This window comes from Nocardia sp. NPDC052316 (genome assembly GCF_044547795.1).
Classification (GTDB): Bacteria; Actinomycetota; Actinomycetes; order Mycobacteriales; family Mycobacteriaceae; genus Nocardia.
On record NZ_JBIUBB010000008.1, the window covers coordinates 17,573 to 32,783 of the forward strand.

At 67.5% G+C, this 15,211-nt stretch carries 17 protein-coding genes; 2 read left to right on the forward strand and 15 right to left on the reverse strand.

The features are described 5' to 3' along the window. Positions 1–4 precede the first annotated feature (4 nt). From ACIHA7_RS34700 to ACIHA7_RS34725, 6 genes are all read right to left on the reverse strand, one after another. Positions 5–1,921 (reverse strand): alkyl/aryl-sulfatase, encoded by a 1,917-nt coding sequence (locus ACIHA7_RS34700; protein WP_397295589.1) that lies wholly within the window; start codon positions 1,919–1,921, stop codon positions 5–7. A 123-nt stretch (positions 1,922–2,044) separates the two neighbouring features. After that, positions 2,045–2,353: a DUF202 domain-containing protein gene (locus ACIHA7_RS34705; RefSeq protein WP_397295591.1), complete on the reverse strand. Its 309-nt coding sequence runs from the start codon at positions 2,351–2,353 to the stop codon at positions 2,045–2,047. Next, positions 2,350–2,715 (reverse strand): YidH family protein, encoded by a 366-nt coding sequence (locus tag ACIHA7_RS34710; protein ID WP_397295593.1) that lies wholly within the window; start codon positions 2,713–2,715, stop codon positions 2,350–2,352. The genes ACIHA7_RS34705 and ACIHA7_RS34710 overlap by 4 nt, the downstream gene beginning before the upstream one ends. Next, positions 2,712–3,374, reverse strand: a complete 663-nt coding sequence (locus ACIHA7_RS34715) for a DUF3159 domain-containing protein (protein WP_397295595.1) — start codon at positions 3,372–3,374, stop codon at positions 2,712–2,714. The genes ACIHA7_RS34710 and ACIHA7_RS34715 overlap by 4 nt, the downstream gene beginning before the upstream one ends. A 181-nt stretch (positions 3,375–3,555) precedes the next feature. Continuing rightward, positions 3,556–4,251 (reverse strand): acetoacetate decarboxylase family protein, encoded by a 696-nt coding sequence (locus ACIHA7_RS34720; RefSeq protein ID WP_397295597.1) that lies wholly within the window; start codon positions 4,249–4,251, stop codon positions 3,556–3,558. A gap of 359 nt (positions 4,252–4,610) precedes the next feature. After that, positions 4,611–5,342: a TetR/AcrR family transcriptional regulator gene (locus ACIHA7_RS34725; protein ID WP_397295599.1), complete on the reverse strand. Its 732-nt coding sequence runs from the start codon at positions 5,340–5,342 to the stop codon at positions 4,611–4,613. 54 nt (positions 5,343–5,396) lie between these two features. Between ACIHA7_RS34725 and ACIHA7_RS34730 the strand changes: the two genes are divergently transcribed. Continuing rightward, positions 5,397–6,857 (forward strand): MFS transporter, encoded by a 1,461-nt coding sequence (locus tag ACIHA7_RS34730; protein WP_397295601.1) that lies wholly within the window; start codon positions 5,397–5,399, stop codon positions 6,855–6,857. Between the two features lie 219 nt (positions 6,858–7,076). On the opposite strand, the gene ACIHA7_RS34735 is transcribed toward ACIHA7_RS34730, so the two are convergent. The 9 genes from ACIHA7_RS34735 to ACIHA7_RS34775 all read right to left on the reverse strand — a co-directional run bounded on the left by ACIHA7_RS34735 (position 7,077) and on the right by ACIHA7_RS34775 (position 14,740). After that, the gene (locus ACIHA7_RS34735; RefSeq protein WP_397295951.1) at positions 7,077–8,000 is read right to left on the reverse strand and encodes a tyrosine recombinase XerC; all 924 of its coding nucleotides are present in this window, start codon (positions 7,998–8,000) and stop codon (positions 7,077–7,079) included. A gap of 171 nt (positions 8,001–8,171) precedes the next feature. Beyond that, positions 8,172–9,341 (reverse strand): DNA-processing protein DprA, encoded by a 1,170-nt coding sequence (gene dprA, locus ACIHA7_RS34740; RefSeq protein WP_397295603.1) that lies wholly within the window; start codon positions 9,339–9,341, stop codon positions 8,172–8,174. Between the two features lie 92 nt (positions 9,342–9,433). After that, positions 9,434–10,942, reverse strand: coding sequence for a YifB family Mg chelatase-like AAA ATPase (locus ACIHA7_RS34745; protein WP_397295604.1), 1,509 nt, complete (start codon positions 10,940–10,942; stop codon positions 9,434–9,436). Further along, positions 10,942–11,298, reverse strand: coding sequence for a YraN family protein (locus ACIHA7_RS34750; protein ID WP_397295606.1), 357 nt, complete (start codon positions 11,296–11,298; stop codon positions 10,942–10,944). Before ACIHA7_RS34750 ends, ACIHA7_RS34745 begins: the two co-directional genes overlap by 1 nt. Before the next feature lie 133 nt (positions 11,299–11,431). Beyond that, positions 11,432–11,737 carry a DUF2469 domain-containing protein gene (locus ACIHA7_RS34755; RefSeq protein WP_011210678.1) on the reverse strand — a complete coding sequence of 102 codons (306 nt, stop codon included), beginning with the start codon at positions 11,735–11,737 and terminating at the stop codon, positions 11,432–11,434. A 46-nt stretch (positions 11,738–11,783) separates the two neighbouring features. Continuing rightward, positions 11,784–12,539 carry a ribonuclease HII gene (locus ACIHA7_RS34760; protein ID WP_397295953.1) on the reverse strand — a complete coding sequence of 252 codons (756 nt, stop codon included), beginning with the start codon at positions 12,537–12,539 and terminating at the stop codon, positions 11,784–11,786. Between the two features lie 80 nt (positions 12,540–12,619). Continuing rightward, positions 12,620–13,402, reverse strand: coding sequence for a signal peptidase I (lepB, locus tag ACIHA7_RS34765; protein ID WP_397295608.1), 783 nt, complete (start codon positions 13,400–13,402; stop codon positions 12,620–12,622). Between the two features lie 376 nt (positions 13,403–13,778). Beyond that, positions 13,779–14,120, reverse strand: coding sequence for a 50S ribosomal protein L19 (gene rplS, locus ACIHA7_RS34770; protein WP_029893064.1), 342 nt, complete (start codon positions 14,118–14,120; stop codon positions 13,779–13,781). Between the two features lie 167 nt (positions 14,121–14,287). Further along, positions 14,288–14,740 (reverse strand): MarR family winged helix-turn-helix transcriptional regulator, encoded by a 453-nt coding sequence (locus tag ACIHA7_RS34775; RefSeq protein ID WP_397295609.1) that lies wholly within the window; start codon positions 14,738–14,740, stop codon positions 14,288–14,290. A 63-nt stretch (positions 14,741–14,803) separates the two neighbouring features. Between ACIHA7_RS34775 and ACIHA7_RS34780 the strand changes: the two genes are divergently transcribed. Then, positions 14,804–15,172 carry a VOC family protein gene (locus ACIHA7_RS34780; protein ID WP_397295611.1) on the forward strand — a complete coding sequence of 123 codons (369 nt, stop codon included), beginning with the start codon at positions 14,804–14,806 and terminating at the stop codon, positions 15,170–15,172. The last annotated feature ends 39 nt before the right edge of the window (positions 15,173–15,211 follow it).

The window sequence follows — 15,211 nt, forward strand, 5'->3', positions numbered from 1 at the left end:
CGACCTAGCCGACCGTGCCGCGCGGCGTGACGATGGGGAAGTCCGGGTCCGGGGCGTCGAATACGCCTACGAGCTCGGCCAGCTTGGTGACATCGCCGTCGATGAGGATGTCGCCCGCGGCCGCTGCGACCCCGAAATCCTCGCCCGCCAACAGCACTCGGATGAGCGTCGCCTTGCTCAGGGTGAAGGTCGCGTCGGGTTCCGGCAGTGGCACGCCGTCGGGCCGGGCGTAGTGGGTCAGCCGCCCATTGCGCAGTTCGAGGCGGTGCACCCGATCCTCGTCACTGATCTGCCACTCCGCGACGACCCGCTGATTCCACGCCTTCGGCCCGTCGACGCGCAGCGCCATGGCGTCGAAGATCTGCTCGACGGTCAGTGCGGCGAGCATGGTCGGCGAGCTGGCCTTGGTCGGCGTGCCGAACGAGCCGTAGCGCAGTTCGTAGGCGCCACTGAGGTAGAAGTTGCGCCAGGTGGCGTTCTCCGCGCCGTAACCGAGTTGCTCGAATGTGCTGGCTTGCAAGGCTTTCGCCGCATCATTGGTTGGATCGGCGAAGATTACGTAATTGACCACCTGGGCTACCCAGCGATAGTCGCCCGCCTCGTAGGACTCGCGCGCCTTGCGCAGCACCTCCTCGGCGCCACCCATGAATTCCACATGCCGGACAGCGGATTCGGCCGGCGGATGCTCCCACAGATGCGCCGGGTTGCCGTCGAACCAGCCCATATACCGCTGGTAGATGGCCTTGACGTTGTGACTGACCGACCCGTAGTACCCGTGTGTGTGCCAGCTGCCCTCGATAGCCGATGGCAGCGTGAGCATTTCGGCGATCTCGGCGCCGACGTAGCCCTGGTTCAACAGGCGCAGGGTCTGGTCGTTCAGATACCCGTATAGATCACGTTGCAGCGCAAGGAATTCCACCAGCCGCTCGGTACCCCAGGTGGGCCAGTGATGGGAGGCGAACACCACGTCGGACCGGCGCGCGTACAGGTTGATCGCCTCGGTCAGATACTTCGCCCAGACGTGCGGATCGCGGACCAGGGCGCCGCGCAGCGTCAGCAGGTTGTGCAGTGTGTGCGTGGCGTTCTCGGCCATGCACAGGGCGCGGCGCTCGGGGAAGTAGAAGTTCATCTCGGCGGGCGCTTCGGTGCCGGGAGTGATCTGGAAGACGATCCTGATCCCGTCGACCGTCTCCTCCTGCCCGGTCGCGGTGATATCGACGGTCGGCGGGATCAGCGTCACCGTGCCGACCGAGGTGGTCTGCCCGAGCCCCGCGCCGACGGCGCCCAGCGGTCCACGGGGCAGCACCGCGCCGTACATATACCCGGCCCGGCGTGCCATCGCGGTGCCCGCGTACACGTTCTCGGCGACCGCGTGCTCGAAGAAGCCCGCCGGGGCGAGCACCGGACAGCGCCCTGCCGCAACGTCTTCGGTAGTGGTCACGCCCATCGCACCACCGAAGTGGTCGACGTGCGAATGGGTATAGATGAGACCCGTCACGGGCCGGTCGCCGCGGTGCGCGCGATAGAGCGCGAGCCCGGCGGCGGCGGTCTCCGCGGAGATCAGCGGATCGATCACCAGCACACCGGTTTTGCCCTCGACGAGCGTCATATTGGACAGGTCGAGCCCACGAACTTGATAGATCCCCTCGGTCACCTCGAACACGCCCTGCTTGATGACCAGTCCGGCCTGCCGCCACAGACTGGGATTGACCGACGCAGGACAGGATTCGCGCAGGAAGTCGTAGGAGTCGTTGTCCCACACCACGGTTCCGTCGCTCGCCGTCACAACGCCGGGCTCCAGCGCGGCGATGAACCCGCGGTCGGCGTCCGCGAGATCGGCGGTGTCGGCAAACGGCATTGCGGCCGCGACACGCCGCTGCTCCGCAACGATGAAGTCGCTCGGCTCGGTCGCTGTGCTCATGCCCGCACCCCGCTGACACCCGACTCCGGCATGCGCCACACCCGCCGACACACGATCCGCTTGCTTCGTTCGCTCATGTCATCCTCCTGAGAGTCGGTGCAACGTCGCTGTGCCGATGTAGCTCTAGGGCCACGAATCGGGAAGTTGGATGGCTGCCGCGAGACCGGCCACAACCACCACCACCGCGGTCGTCGCGCCGACGACCCGGCTGCCGTGGCGGTAGTCGCCCTGATGCAAGCTGCGGTTGCGCAGGTAACTCATGCCCGCCAGCGCGGCCATAGCGATCGCCGCACCGATCGGGGCGGTCATCGCGGGACGCCACCCGCTGCTCACTGCATGGTTCAGCAACAGCGCGCCGGTGATCATCGCGGCCACGGCAGTTCGTCGCCAGGCCAAGGCGGTACGTTCCGCGGCGAGCCCGACGCGGCTCATCGCAGCAACACCGCAACGCCCGCGAGCACCGAGACGACGGCGATGCCCGCGGACAGGATCGGCACCAGCACCGTGTCGGGCAGCGGACGCCCCCGCCGCATCGCCACACCGACTCGGCGCCAATGCACGTACGCGCCCACCGCGACGATCACCGCCAGCACCAGGCAACTCAGCGCGAGCGCACGCCGCACACCGCCCATCCGGAACGGCTGCACCAACGTGTGCACCGCGACACCGCCGGCGAGCAGGCCGAGTGAGGTGCGCATCCACGCCAAGAACGTGCGCTCGTTGGCGAGGGTGAAGCGGTAGTCGACCTCTTCTTCCCCGTCCTCCGACACCGCGTCGGGGCTCGGCAGCGTCATGCCGCCCCGGCTCGGACTGCGGTCTTGCGGCGCACCCACAACCAGGTCGACGCGAGCATGACGACCAGCGCGGGCTTGCCGAAGACCAGGGCGAAGGCGCCAACCTTGTCGGCCAGGTATCGCGGCACCACCACCGCCACGTGCGCCGCCCAGAACCCGAACCAGACGAGCGTGATTCGGCGATGCAGGTGCTGCCGGGCCGCAGCGTCGGCGGGCTCGGCCGGTTCGAGCCGAATCCTGCGGCTCACCGAGCAACTGAGCGGCTTCCCGGTGAGCAGTGTCGCGCCGAACAGCACGGTCATCACGACACTCAACGCTACTTCGGGCAGATAGAAACCGCGCCCCTCCCCGGTGATCTCGACGAACAGCGAGAACACCAGGATTACCAGCACCGCGCCCGCAACCACTCGCACCGAATCGCCGCGCATCAACCGCACAGCGCCCAACACGACCGCGATCAGGATGGCGAGGAAAACGCCGACCTCCGCACCGGCCACGGGGTATCCGATCAGAAATCCGAACGCCGGAGCGGCGCCATCCGGCATGTGCTGCGGACCGTGCCTCGCCAGAAACTTCGCCGACATCTCGGCCACGACTCCGTGTGATCCCGCCGGGCTCTCGCCTGGATCCAGCACCTTGCGCTGGTTGTCGGGGTTCACGGGCACCTCTCCCACACAGGTCGGTTCGGGCTGCGAGCGAATAGTCCGCTGTGTCACCGTTATGCGAGCAAACAATCCGCTACGTCACCCTAACCGGCCCTTCGCAGAGCGTCCACGAACCGCGCGCGGCCGTGATCATGCGGTTATCGACCGAGGTCGGGCTGGTGGTAGCCGTGGTGGCTTACACAGGAACGGCGTCCTCGAAGGTCATTGCCAACTGGGCGATGGTGGACGTCATGAGCGCACGCCGGGGCAGGCCGAGCACCTTCAGTTCGTGGGCGATGGGGTGGTCACCAAGAGACAGGGTGGCTCCGCCCAGACGGGCGCGCATGCCCGATGGCTCCATCCGCCACGGCGTGCATCGAGTGACGCCGTCGATGTGTGCGTAGGCGTCGAACGAGGAGGCGGTGCTCCGACGTTGCGGGGTGGGAAAGCCTTGGCGAACAGTCAGGTCGACGATGAGCGCACCGCCCTGGCGCAGCGCACCGTGGCGCACTGCCCCGTCGTGCCGCACGCTGAAATCGGCGAGTTCCTTGGGGAAGCCCCAGATTCCGCGGCCCGCCGCGAGCGTGAAGTCGCCGTCGACCGGCAGTCGATGGATGAAGACTCCGGCCTGGTTCGTCGCCAAGGCCCGGACGTCGCCGAACGGGGCGGTCGGCGCGGCGGTGTGGTGTCGGACCATGAAGGAGACGCCGAACTCGTGGTACGGGCCGAGATCGCCGTCGACGTACTCGACGAAGACGAGCGAGCACATCGCACGACCGCCCGCTAACCGCAGCACCCGCAACCCGCAGTAGTCGATCAATTGCTGCGCGGCGTCGGCGGGAACCAGGTAGGTCGCCATGAAAGCGTGTGCGAGCCGGATACGAACCGGCATGTGAACTTCCTGACCGAGGACGGTGTGGGTGCTCACTCGAACGCCTTCCCGCGTGCCCGCTACTAGTCGTGGGCGCACCGTTTCGCTGAACCATAACCGGCAGCAACTAGAACCTGTTTCAGTCTAACAATATAGTCCCCGCGGGCGCCCGAATAGCTGGAACTGCGGCGATCACGGGAAGGTCAGAATCACCAGGGCGTTTCGACGGGACTCCTATCGCCATCGGCGCTCGTCCGGCGCGCTTGTCCACCGCCCGGCACGACGGGGTGAACGCTCGGCACGATGGGGTCGAGTACCCCCTACACGCCCTCGGCTAGCAGCGGCTGACGGGCGATCGCGAGGACGCCGAGCCGACGCCCCTATCCATCGGAACGACGACTCGCCTCTTCGGCGGCACCGCGCAGACGGTGCTGAAGACCGTCGAGCAAACACAGCAATCCGAAGTCGAACGCCATCGCCCGCGAGACCTCGGTGTCCTCCGGAGTCGCCTCCTGGTAATCCGCGAGCAGCTCGGGATAGTCCTCGGCCACGCCTTCCATCGTTCGCACGATGACGTCCCGGTCGATCTCCACATCCCCATACGTCTTGCTCCAGGCGATCTCCGGCGTCACCACGCCGAGCACATAGGACATCACCGTGCCGCTGGCGAAGTAGATGTCGACGCCGCGGAAGCCCGCGCCGACGTACGCGCGACGCAGCCGATCGGTGAGCCGCAACGCATTCGGCCCCAGGCTGGGTAGCTGACCGATGAGGGTCGCGCCCCAGGGATGTTCGCGCAGCGCGGCGCGGAAGTTGTATGCGAACGTCGTCAGCACCTCACGCCACGGCGCCTGATCCGGTTCCGGAACCTCCACCATGCCCCAGAACTCGTCGAGAACCCATTCCAGGAGCTCATCTTTGTTGGCCACGTACCAGTAGAGGCTGGTGGCGCCCGCGCCGAGCTTGGCACCGATCTTGCGCATGCTCAACGACTCGAGGCCCTCGGCGTCGAGGAGCTCGACGGCGGCGCCGATGATCTGGTCGAGGCGTAAACCCGACGCCTTCGGCTGACGGGGTTCGCGGATCCATACCGAGGTGAACTGCTTGGGCACGAGTCGATCCTATATTCACTCGCACATCGTTCGAGTCTCTCGTACGCTGTTCGAGTGGAATCGAACGTTGTACGAGACCCTCGCCGTTGGTGGATTCTGGGGGTCCTTTGCCTGTCCTTGCTGGTGCTGATGCTCGACAGCACTGTGCTCAATCTCGCTATCCCGTCGCTGATCCGGGAACTGGGTGCCACACCGTCGGACGTGCAGTGGATCCTGGACGCCTACGTGCTGGTCTTCGCCGGACTCCTGCTCACCGCGGGCAGCCTGTCCGACCGATTCGGCAGGCGACGGATGCTGATCTACGGCCTCGCCCTGTTCGGCGTGGCATCGCTGGCCGCGGTGCTCGCCACCGAGCCGTGGCACGTCGTCGCCGCCCGCGTGGCGATGGGCGTCGGCGGTTCGCTGCTGATGCCGTCGACCCTGTCCATCCTGATGACCACCTTTGCCGAGGACGAGCGGCGCAAGGCGATGGCCGCCTGGTCGACCGTCTCGATGGTCGGCATCGTGGCCGGGCCGACGCTGGGCGGCCTGCTACTGCAGCACTATTGGTGGGGGTCGGTGTTCCTGCTCAATATCCCGGTGGCGGTGCTCGCCATCGTGGCCGCGCTGGTGCTGATGCCCGAAACCTCCGGTGAGCAGCGGCCGGTCGACCTGGTCGGCGTGCTGCTGTCCATCGTCGCGCTGGTGTCGACGGTCTACGTGATCATCGAGCGGGAGTGGAACATCGGCATGATCGTGCTGGCCGTGCTGACCGCGATCGGGTTCGTGGTGTGGGAAAGCCGGTCGGAGCATCCGATGTTGCCGCTGGCGGTGTTCCGCAATCGGGACTTCACCGGCACCGCGTTCACCCTGCTGCTCATGGTGTTCGGGATGGGCGCGGTGATGCTGATGCTCACCCAGTACCTGCAGTTCGTGCTCGGCTACGGGCCGATGAAGGCCGGGTTGGCGCTGCTGCCGTACGCGGTGGCCGCCGCGGTGTGCAACGGCCTCGGCGCGACCTTGGGCAAGAAGATCAGCAATAAGGCGCTGATCGTCTCGGGGCTGTCGATCATGGCGGGGGCGTTCGCGATTCTCGCTGTCGGCGAGGGCTACCTGTGGATCTTGGTCAGCATGCTGGTCATGGGCATCGGCGGCGGTTTGGCCGGCCCCGCCGCCTACGCCTCGATCATGAGCGCCATTCCGCTCGAGCACGCCGGTGTCGGTTCGGCCATGAACGACACCTTGCAGCAGGTCGGCATGGCGATCAGCATCGCCATCCTCGGCAGCGTGCTCGCCGGTGTATTCACCGATCACATGCCCACGGACGCACCCGATGCGGCACGCGAATCCATCGGTGCCGCCTTCCAACTCGGCTTCGGTGAAGCCGCGAAGGAAGCCTTCACCACCGCCATGTCCACCGGCTCGTGGATCAGCGCGGGCTTCTGCGTCGCGGCCGCGATACTCGGCCTGACCCTGCTCCGGACGCGGAAAATGCCGACCGGGCAACCGCAGGCAGACACGGTAGAAGTCAGCTGACTCCCAGTAGGGATCCGCGCCACTTCTAGGGATCCGCACTCTTCAGCGGCCCGGAAGTGGCGAGGTTCCCCAAAGCGGCGATGCAGGTGGTGAGCGCCGTGTACTGGCGAGGCGGTGGCGATCCGTGAATGCCCTCCTCCCAGAGCTGGTCCCGGTCTCGCGCCGGGACCAGCGCGGTCACTGCACTCTGGCCACCATTCGGCACAGCGGCCGATCGATTCAGGCGCGAGGGTGCGCTTGGTCGTGCACCTTCTTGAGACGTTCGATGGAGACGTGGGTGTAGAGCTGAGTGGTGGCCATGCTGGCGTGACCGAGAAGTTCTTGGACGACGCGCAGGTCGGCGCCGCCTTCTAGCAGGTGGGTGGCGGCGGTGTGGCGTAGACCGTGCGGACCCATATCGGGCGCACCCGGGATGGACGACACCACCTCGTGGACCACGGTTCTGGCTTGGCGTTGGTCGAGGCGTTTGCCGCGGCGGCCGAGCAGCAGTGCCCGGCCGGACTCGGCGGTCGCGAAGGCCGCGCGACCGTGTTGCAGCCAGTGGCCGATCGCCTCGTCGGCGGGGATGCCGAAGGGAGCCGAGCGTTCCTTGTTGCCCTTGCCGAGCACCCGAACCACCCGGCGTTCGCGGTCCACGTCGTCGATGTCCAGGCCGCACAGCTCACTGACTCGAATTCCGGTGGAGTACAACAGTTCCACGATGAGCCGGTCGCGCAGTGCCATCGGGTCATGCTGTGCGGCACCGGATTCCGCGGCGCCCATGACGCCGAGCGCCTGCTGCTGACCGAGGACCGCAGGCAATACCCGATGCGCTTTGGGGGAACCCAGCCGCAGTCCCGGATCGACGGCCAACCGTCCGGTCTGCGTGAGCCAGGCGGTGAAGGTCCGCGCCGCGGACGCCCGCCGCGCCATCGTGGTCCGCGCCGCCCCCGCGGTCGACTGCTGCGCAAGCCAGGACCGCAGCAACAGCAGATCCAGTTCCCGCACCGCGGAATCCGCCGATCTGGCGTACAGGTGCGCCAGCAGCGAACGCGCGTCCCCCAGGTAGGCCCGCACCGTGTGCGCGGACCGGTTCCGCCCGAGCCGCAGATGCCTGCCGTACTCCGTCAGCAGTGCTTCCAGGTCCTCGGGTAGCTCGTCCATCTCACCACCGTCCCGACAGTAGGCTCCGTTGGCAAGCCACCGCGCCGATCGGCGGTCGTCGGGCCGGACCCGGAAGGCCGCGGCACCGGTCGATGGCCGGATCGCGCGAAAGTCCTTGCGATCGAGGGTAAGGATCACGGCAGTTTCCTTCTCGGGGTGGTTCGCATTCGTTCACTTGTCCTCTGAGTTGCGGCGGCCGACTACTTTTCGGAACCAACCGCCGCCGTCCGTGCCGACCAACTCCGCGAATTCGAGGGCAGGCAGTGCTGCTCGTACAGCGGCCAGCGACAGTCCGGACTGCTGGGCCAGTTCGCGAGGAACGCGCGAACCGACCTCCGGCATGGCGGCAAAGACAAGCGCTTCGTCGCCCGATAAGGCTTCCGCACGCCGATCGACCGGACCGGCGACGCCGGGCATGGGCAGCTGGAGCGGGCCCGCCTCGTCGATGACCTCCTCGGCCCGCGTGACGAGCAGTGCTTCCCCTTCGCGGATCATCCGGTGGCAACCGACGGACGCGGCCGAGCTGACCGGGCCGGGGACGGCCAGCGCCGGACGGCCGAGGCGGCGTGCCCATTTCACCGTGTTGCGCGCGCCGCTGCGCAATCCGGCCTCGACGACCAGGACGCCGTCCGCCAACGCGGCGACCAGTCGATTTCGGGCCAGGAATTGGTGCTTGTGGGCGGTGGTGCCCGGTGGATACTCACTGACCACCAGTCCGGTCTCGGCGATCTCGGCCAGGAGCCGATCGTGCTGTGCGGGGTACGGCCGGTCGACGCCGCAGGCCAGCACCGCGATGGTGCGCCCGCCGACGGCCAAGGCCGCGCGATGCGCCATCCCATCGATCCCGAAGGCGGCCCCGGACACGATAGTCCAGCCTTGGGCCGCGAGGTCGCCGGCAATCTCGCCGGTGACCCGATTTCCGTACCCGGTGCTGCATCGTGCGCCGACGACGGCGAGTGCGCGCTCGCTCGACTCCAGCAACGACAGCGGCCCACGCACCCACAGCACGAGCGGCACCGCGCCGTCCCGGTCCCGATCGGCGCCGAGCTGGGCGAGTCCCAGTAGCCGCCACGCGGGCCACTCGGCATCCTCGGGCGTGACGACGCGCCCGCCCATCCGCTCGATCGTATCCAGATCCCGTGCGGCCGAATCGGTTCGGCGCCGCTGCTCGGTGGGCCCGCGCAGCGACGCGGGCAGGTCGCACTCGCGCACGGCCCGTGCCGCCTCGAGCACCCCGACCGACTCGATCAATGCCGACAGCGCCGCGCACGGCCCGGTCACCACCCGGGACAGATACACCCACGCCAGCCGCCGCTGGTAGGCGTCGAGATCGATGGGCACGGAACACCCTTCCGTGTTGTCCGCCGAGAGCTCTCCACCGACGTACCCCGGAAGCGACACCGTGCCGCCCGTTCGCACGACCTGTCCGGCACTCACTGCGCACCCCGCTGACGAAAGTTCAATGCCGACAGCACATCCTGCGCGGTCGGCAGCTCAGCGCCACGCAAATCGGCGATGGTCCACGCCACTCGGATAGCGCGGTCGGCCCCACGCGCCGACATTCGACCGAGACGCAAAGCCGTCTCGACCGGAGCGATCGCCTCCCGCGGTAGCCGGAATTGTTGGCGCAGAATATGTCCGGGAACTTCGGCGTTGGTCAGCCAGCCGAACTCCTGCCAGCGCCGCAGCGCCGCTTGCCGCGCCTCGGCGACCCGCTCGCGCACCACCGCGCTGCTCTCGGCTTCGTCGGTACTGAACGCGGCACCGGACTGTCCGCGCATCTGCACCCAGATGTCGATGCGATCCATCAGCGGACCGGACAGTTTCCCGAGGTAGCGGCGCCGGGCGAGCGGTGCGCAGATGCAGTCGACGTCCCGTGCCGGTGCGCACGGACAAGGGTTGGCGGCGAGCACCAGCTGGAACCGCGCCGGATACCGGGCGACGCCGTCGCGGCGGGCGATGCGAACCTCGCCCTCTTCCAACGGAGTTCGCATCGCCTCCAGAACCTTGGTTCCGATCTCGGCGCATTCGTCGAGGAACAGCACGCCGCGGTGCGCCCTGCTCACCGCACCAGGCCGTGCGGTGCCCGAGCCGCCGCCGATCATCGCGGTCACCGACGTCGAGTGGTGTGGTGCGACGAACGGCGGCATCGTGATGAGCGGATGATCCCCGGACAGCGCCCCCGCCATCGAGTGGATGGCGGTCACCTCCAGGGATTCGGACTCCGACAGCGGTGGCAACAGCCCCGGCAGACGTTGCGCCAGCATGGTCTTCCCGATCCCCGGCGGACCGGTGAGCAGCAGATGGTGCCCGCCGGCCGCGGCCACCTCCAACGCCCAACGGGCCTCGTCCTGTCCGACCACCTCGCTCAGGTCGCCGCCGCAGCGCACCGGATCGGGCAGCTGCCCTTTCGGTTCGGGCAGCGTGCCTTCACCGCGTAACCAGGCCAGCAGCATGCGCAGGCTCGGCGCCCCGAAAACGTCGACACCGGCGACCAATCCGGCTTCGGCCAGCGCCGCTTCCGGCACCACGACCGCAGGCCATCCCGCATTGCGGGCCGCGATCACCGCGGGCAGGATGCCGCGCACCCGCCGGACCCTGCCATCCAGTGCGAGCTCACCGAGCAATACCGTCTTCGCCAGCCGCTCCGACGGAACGACACCCGACGCGTCGAGCACCGCGATCGCCAGGGCCAGATCGTAGATGCTGCCGATCTTGGGCAGCGTCGCAGGCGACAGCGCCAGGATCACCCGCCCGTCCGGCCACTTCTCCCCCGAGTTCGCCACCGCCGAACGCACCCGGTCCCGCGATTCCTGCAGAGCGGTATCCGGCAGGCCGACCAGGTGCACCGAGGGCAGCCCCTGCCCGATGTCGGCTTCGATCTCGACGAGTAGACCGTCCACCCCGGTGACCGCGACCGAATGAGCCCGGCCGAGGGCCATCAGAACACCGCCGCGAGATGATCGATCTGCGGCTCGTGCCCGCGGATCAGCAGCACCGAGACGACGTCGAACCGGATGTGCCGCCACGGCCCGTCCTGCTCGGCCAGCCACAGCAGCGCGAGCCGCCGAATGCGCTGCCGCTTGGTGAAGGTGACCGATTCGGCCGGTATCCCGAATCCGAGCCCGGAGCGGGTCTTGACCTCTACGAATGCGGTGACGTCGGCGTCCCTGGCGATCAGGTCCAGTTCGCCGTATCGGCATCGCCAGTTTCTGCTGACGATCTCCATCCCCGCGGCCTGCAGGTACCGTGCCGCCAGTTTCTCGCCGTACGCGCCGAGCGCCCTTGTGTCTGTCACTCGGTCAGCGTCCCCGGCCGGGCACCGCGCTTTCGGGCGTCGACCTGGGCAAAGACAAAACCTGTTGATAGCCGAGGCCCTGTGGACAACTCACGCTGCGCAGCGTGAGTTGTCGGTGGGCAGGGCTGGCGGGCTACTCCGGCAGGCGCAGGTCCGGCTTCTCCAGCTCTTCGATGTTGACGTCCTTGAAGGTGATCACCCGGACGTGCTTGACGAAGCGGGCCGGGCGGTACATGTCCCACACCCAGGCGTCGCTCATCCGAACCTCGAAGTACACCTCACCGTCGGCGTTTTGCGGGCGCAGCTCCACGGAGTTGGCCAGGTAGAAACGACGCTCGGTCTCCACCACGTACGAGAACTGACCGACGATGTCTTTGTACTCTCGGTACAGCGAGAGCTCCATCTCGGTTTCGTACTTCTCGAGGTCCTCGGCACTCATCGGGTGGGACGTCCTCCTTCTCGCCGCGCTGCGTCGTGTGCTGACATCATCGCGCATGGGTAGCGCCGGTAGCCACTCGGCTATCCGGACGCACGACTTGGAACTCCTCGGACATCATCGGGTCGACCTCGCCCGCGAGTACCGCATCGGCCTCCTCGGCCACCGTGGCGACCGGCCGCAGGCCCGCCGCCTCCCGCACATTGCGCCAGGAACGCCGGTGTTCGTCGCTGGGGCCGAGGCGGTGCAAGGCGGCGATGTGGTCGGGCGTGTTGTAGCCCTTGTGGGACGCGAAACCGTAGCCGGGGAACCGCTCGTCGAGCTCGACCATCATCCGGTCCCTGGTGACCTTCGCCAGGATGCTGGCGGCGGCGATGCAGGCCGCGGCGGCGTCCCCGCCGATCACCGGCAGCGACGGCGCCGGAATGCCCGGAACCCGGAACCCGTCGGTGAGCACATAACCCGGCGTCCGGCCGAGCCCGGCGACCGCGCGGCGCATGCCTTCGATATTGGCGACGTGGATGCCGATCGAGTCGATCTCCCAGGCCGGGATGACCACCACGTTCCAGGCCAGCGACAGCCGGGTGATGATCGGGTACAGCTCTTCCCGGACGGGCTCGGTGAGTTTCTTCGAATCATCGAGCCCGGCCAGCTTGTCGTAGGCCTTCGGCGCCAGCAGGCACGCCGCGACGACCAACGGTCCCGCACACGGTCCGCGACCCGCCTCGTCGACGCCGGCCACCGGGCCGAGCCCGCTGCGGATCAGTGCCGCTTCCAGCGTGCGCAACCCACCGGCCTTGCGCATGACCACGCGCGGCGGCCACCCATTGCTCTGTACCACTCGACCCTGCCCCACCGTCCAATTATGCTGCGGCCGCTGATGGTCTAGTTTTCCTGGGCGTTCTCCGAACGCACCGGACCGATCCGCCCGGGCGGCCAGATCTTGAAGACGGCCTTGCCGCGGACGTTGTCCACCGGCACCGTGCCCTGGAGTTCGTCCTTGATGTGGGCGCGCGAATCCCGCGACTCGTTGCGGTTGTCGCCCATCACCCACAGATGCCCCTCGGGCACCTTCACCGGCTTGAACTCGCGCCCGCCACCGGCGCCGAACGGCTGGCCGGGGGTGTACGGGACGATGTAGCGGGCGTACGGCTCGTCCAGCGGCTTGCCGTCGACGATGACCCGCCCCTGCGGATCACAGCACTCGACCGTCTGGCCGCCGACCGCGATCACGCGTTTGACCAGGTCGTTCTCGTCCGGCGGGACCAGACCGAAGAAAGAGAAGAAGTTTTGCACGCCGCGCACCACGGCGTTGTCCGAACGGATCGACCGGTAGGTGTCGTTCCAGGAGGGCGGCCCGACGAACACGACGACGTCGCCCGGCTTCGGATCACCCCAGTAGTAGCTGAGTTTCTGCACGTAGATGCGGTCGCCGGTGCAGCCGGCGCAGCCGTGCAGGGTGGTCTCCATCGACTGGGACGGAATCACGTACGGGCGCCCGATGAAAGTGACCATGAGGGCTGCGATCACCGCCGCGATCACGACCAGGATCGGCAGCTCCTGCCAGAACGGTCGCTGTTTGCGCTGCTTTCCGCGCCGCCTGCTGCGCGGACGGTTTCCTTCGTCGTCCGACCCGGACACCGCAATCGACCCGCTTTCGTCTGCCACGCGGACTAGATTAGCCCGCTCATTGGGGGTGCTGCAGTGGAGTACTGCTTCACGTCCACTGAGGCGACCTTCGAGTACTGCCCGTCGGTTGATCATGCCCGACGTTCGGGTGGCCATCGATCAGCCGACGCGGGTGTTCCCACCCAGGTAGGCGGCGAGCCCGCCCCCAGAGGCATGCCACGAAGCCTGCCCGCGCGGATTCGGGCGTGGCCCGGCACCTTCACCGAGCCGGCCACGCCGGGTGCTCGCGCCGACCAACCGGCGCGACCCTTCTAGCCCCGGACAGACGAATAGCCCGACATCCTCAGATGTCGGGCTATTCGAGATATCTATGCGTGGTGACAACCACGAATTGCCGCGCGAAGCGACAGTCAGCTCAGCGCTTTTCCTTGATCTTGGCGGCCTTGCCGCGCAGATCGCGCAGGTAGTACAGCTTGGCGCGACGGACGTCACCGCGGGTGACGACCTCGATGTGGTCGATGTTCGGGGTGTGCACCGGGAAGGTGCGCTCCACGCCGACACCGAACGACACCTTGCGGACCGTGAAGGTCTCGCGGATGCCGCCGCCCTGGCGTCGGATGACGACGCCCTTGAAGACCTGGATGCGCTCCTTCGAGCCTTCGATGACCTTTACGTGCACATTGAGGGTGTCGCCCGGCCGGAAGTCGGGGACGTCGCTGCGCAGCGACTTCTCGTCGACGAAGTCAAGGGTGTTCATTTCCATCCTTATGGGTTCGCGCGAACAGAGGACCCTGGCGGCACATCGCGTGCTCGGCCGGTTCATGCTCCGATTCAAGGGGATGCGCCTGGTCCACGATCACCCAGGGCAACCTGAGTATTGTGCCAGATCAGCGGGTCGCGAGAAAAATCGACCCCCGGAACGGGCTATGCACCGTCGTTGCCGTCGCGCAGGGAACGAATCATCGTCCGCATGATCCGGAACGCGGCCGACTGCTCGGCCTCGGTCAGGTCGGCCAGCATCCTGACCTCGACGGACCGGACCGCCGCGCTCGCCTGCTCCAGCTTCCGTCGGCCGAGCGGCGTGAGCCGCGTGGGCAGAATCTTCCCCACGGGGGCCTGCGCGGGCCTGGTCACGTGACCCTCTCGTTCCAGCGCCTGAAGCAGCACGTTCATCGACTGCCGCGTCACGAACGCACCCCGCGCGAGTTCGGAATTCGACAGGCCCGGTCGCTGCGCAAGCAGTTCGAGGCAGGAGTAGTGCGTCACCGTCATGTCGAGCGGCCGCAGCACCTCCTCCATGGCCGCGCGCAGCGCGCTTGACACCTCTTTCAGCAGGTAGCCCAGCGACTTGTCCAGGTCGACGCCGTCTTGACTCATGTCAGTATTCTGACATACATTGGGCCGTGTCAGAAGACTGACACGCAACGAAGGAGCATCATCATGCCCGCCACCGGCCCCGACTTCCTCTCGCTACAAGCGCGTGACCTCAACGCTTCGCAGGCGTTCTACGAGCAGTACCTCGGCCTCGTCCGCTCGCCAGCCGGACCTCCGCACGCCGTCGTCTTCGAGACGAAGCCGATCGCCTTCGCACTCCGCGAGGTCATTCCCGGCACCGATCTCGCCTCCATTGCCCAGCCCGGCATCGGGGCCGCGATCTGGCTGCACGCCACCGACGTCCAGGCCATTCACGATGCGCTCGTCGCCGACGGGCACACCATCGTCGCCGCGCCGATCGACGGCCCGTTCGGCCGGACATTCACCTTCGCCGACCCCGACGGCTACCAGATCACCCTGCACGACCGCATCTGACCGAACGAGCACCAGCGGTTACGTCGGCGCCGCGGCGGT

What these genes read in the sequence shown, in the direction of transcription:
- ACIHA7_RS34760 (WP_397295953.1), bottom strand. Translation starts at nt 12,539, where the DNA reads ATGCGCAAGGCCGGTGGGTTGCGCACGCTGGAAGCGGCACTGATCCGC.
- ACIHA7_RS34710 (WP_397295593.1), bottom strand. Translation starts at nt 2,715, where the DNA reads ATGACGCTGCCGAGCCCCGACGCGGTGTCGGAGGACGGGGAAGAAGAG.
- ACIHA7_RS34700 (WP_397295589.1), bottom strand. Translation starts at nt 1,921, where the DNA reads ATGAGCACAGCGACCGAGCCGAGCGACTTCATCGTTGCGGAGCAGCGG.
- ACIHA7_RS34775 (WP_397295609.1), bottom strand. Translation starts at nt 14,740, where the DNA reads ATGAGTCAAGACGGCGTCGACCTGGACAAGTCGCTGGGCTACCTGCTG.
- ACIHA7_RS34705 (WP_397295591.1), bottom strand. Translation starts at nt 2,353, where the DNA reads ATGAGCCGCGTCGGGCTCGCCGCGGAACGTACCGCCTTGGCCTGGCGA.
- ACIHA7_RS34780 (WP_397295611.1), top strand. Translation starts at nt 14,804, where the DNA reads ATGCCCGCCACCGGCCCCGACTTCCTCTCGCTACAAGCGCGTGACCTC.
- rplS (WP_029893064.1), bottom strand. Translation starts at nt 14,120, where the DNA reads ATGAACACCCTTGACTTCGTCGACGAGAAGTCGCTGCGCAGCGACGTC.
- ACIHA7_RS34735 (WP_397295951.1), bottom strand. Translation starts at nt 8,000, where the DNA reads ATGGACGAGCTACCCGAGGACCTGGAAGCACTGCTGACGGAGTACGGC.
- ACIHA7_RS34720 (WP_397295597.1), bottom strand. Translation starts at nt 4,251, where the DNA reads ATGCCGGTTCGTATCCGGCTCGCACACGCTTTCATGGCGACCTACCTG.
- ACIHA7_RS34745 (WP_397295604.1), bottom strand. Translation starts at nt 10,942, where the DNA reads ATGGCCCTCGGCCGGGCTCATTCGGTCGCGGTCACCGGGGTGGACGGT.
- ACIHA7_RS34755 (WP_011210678.1), bottom strand. Translation starts at nt 11,737, where the DNA reads ATGAGTGCCGAGGACCTCGAGAAGTACGAAACCGAGATGGAGCTCTCG.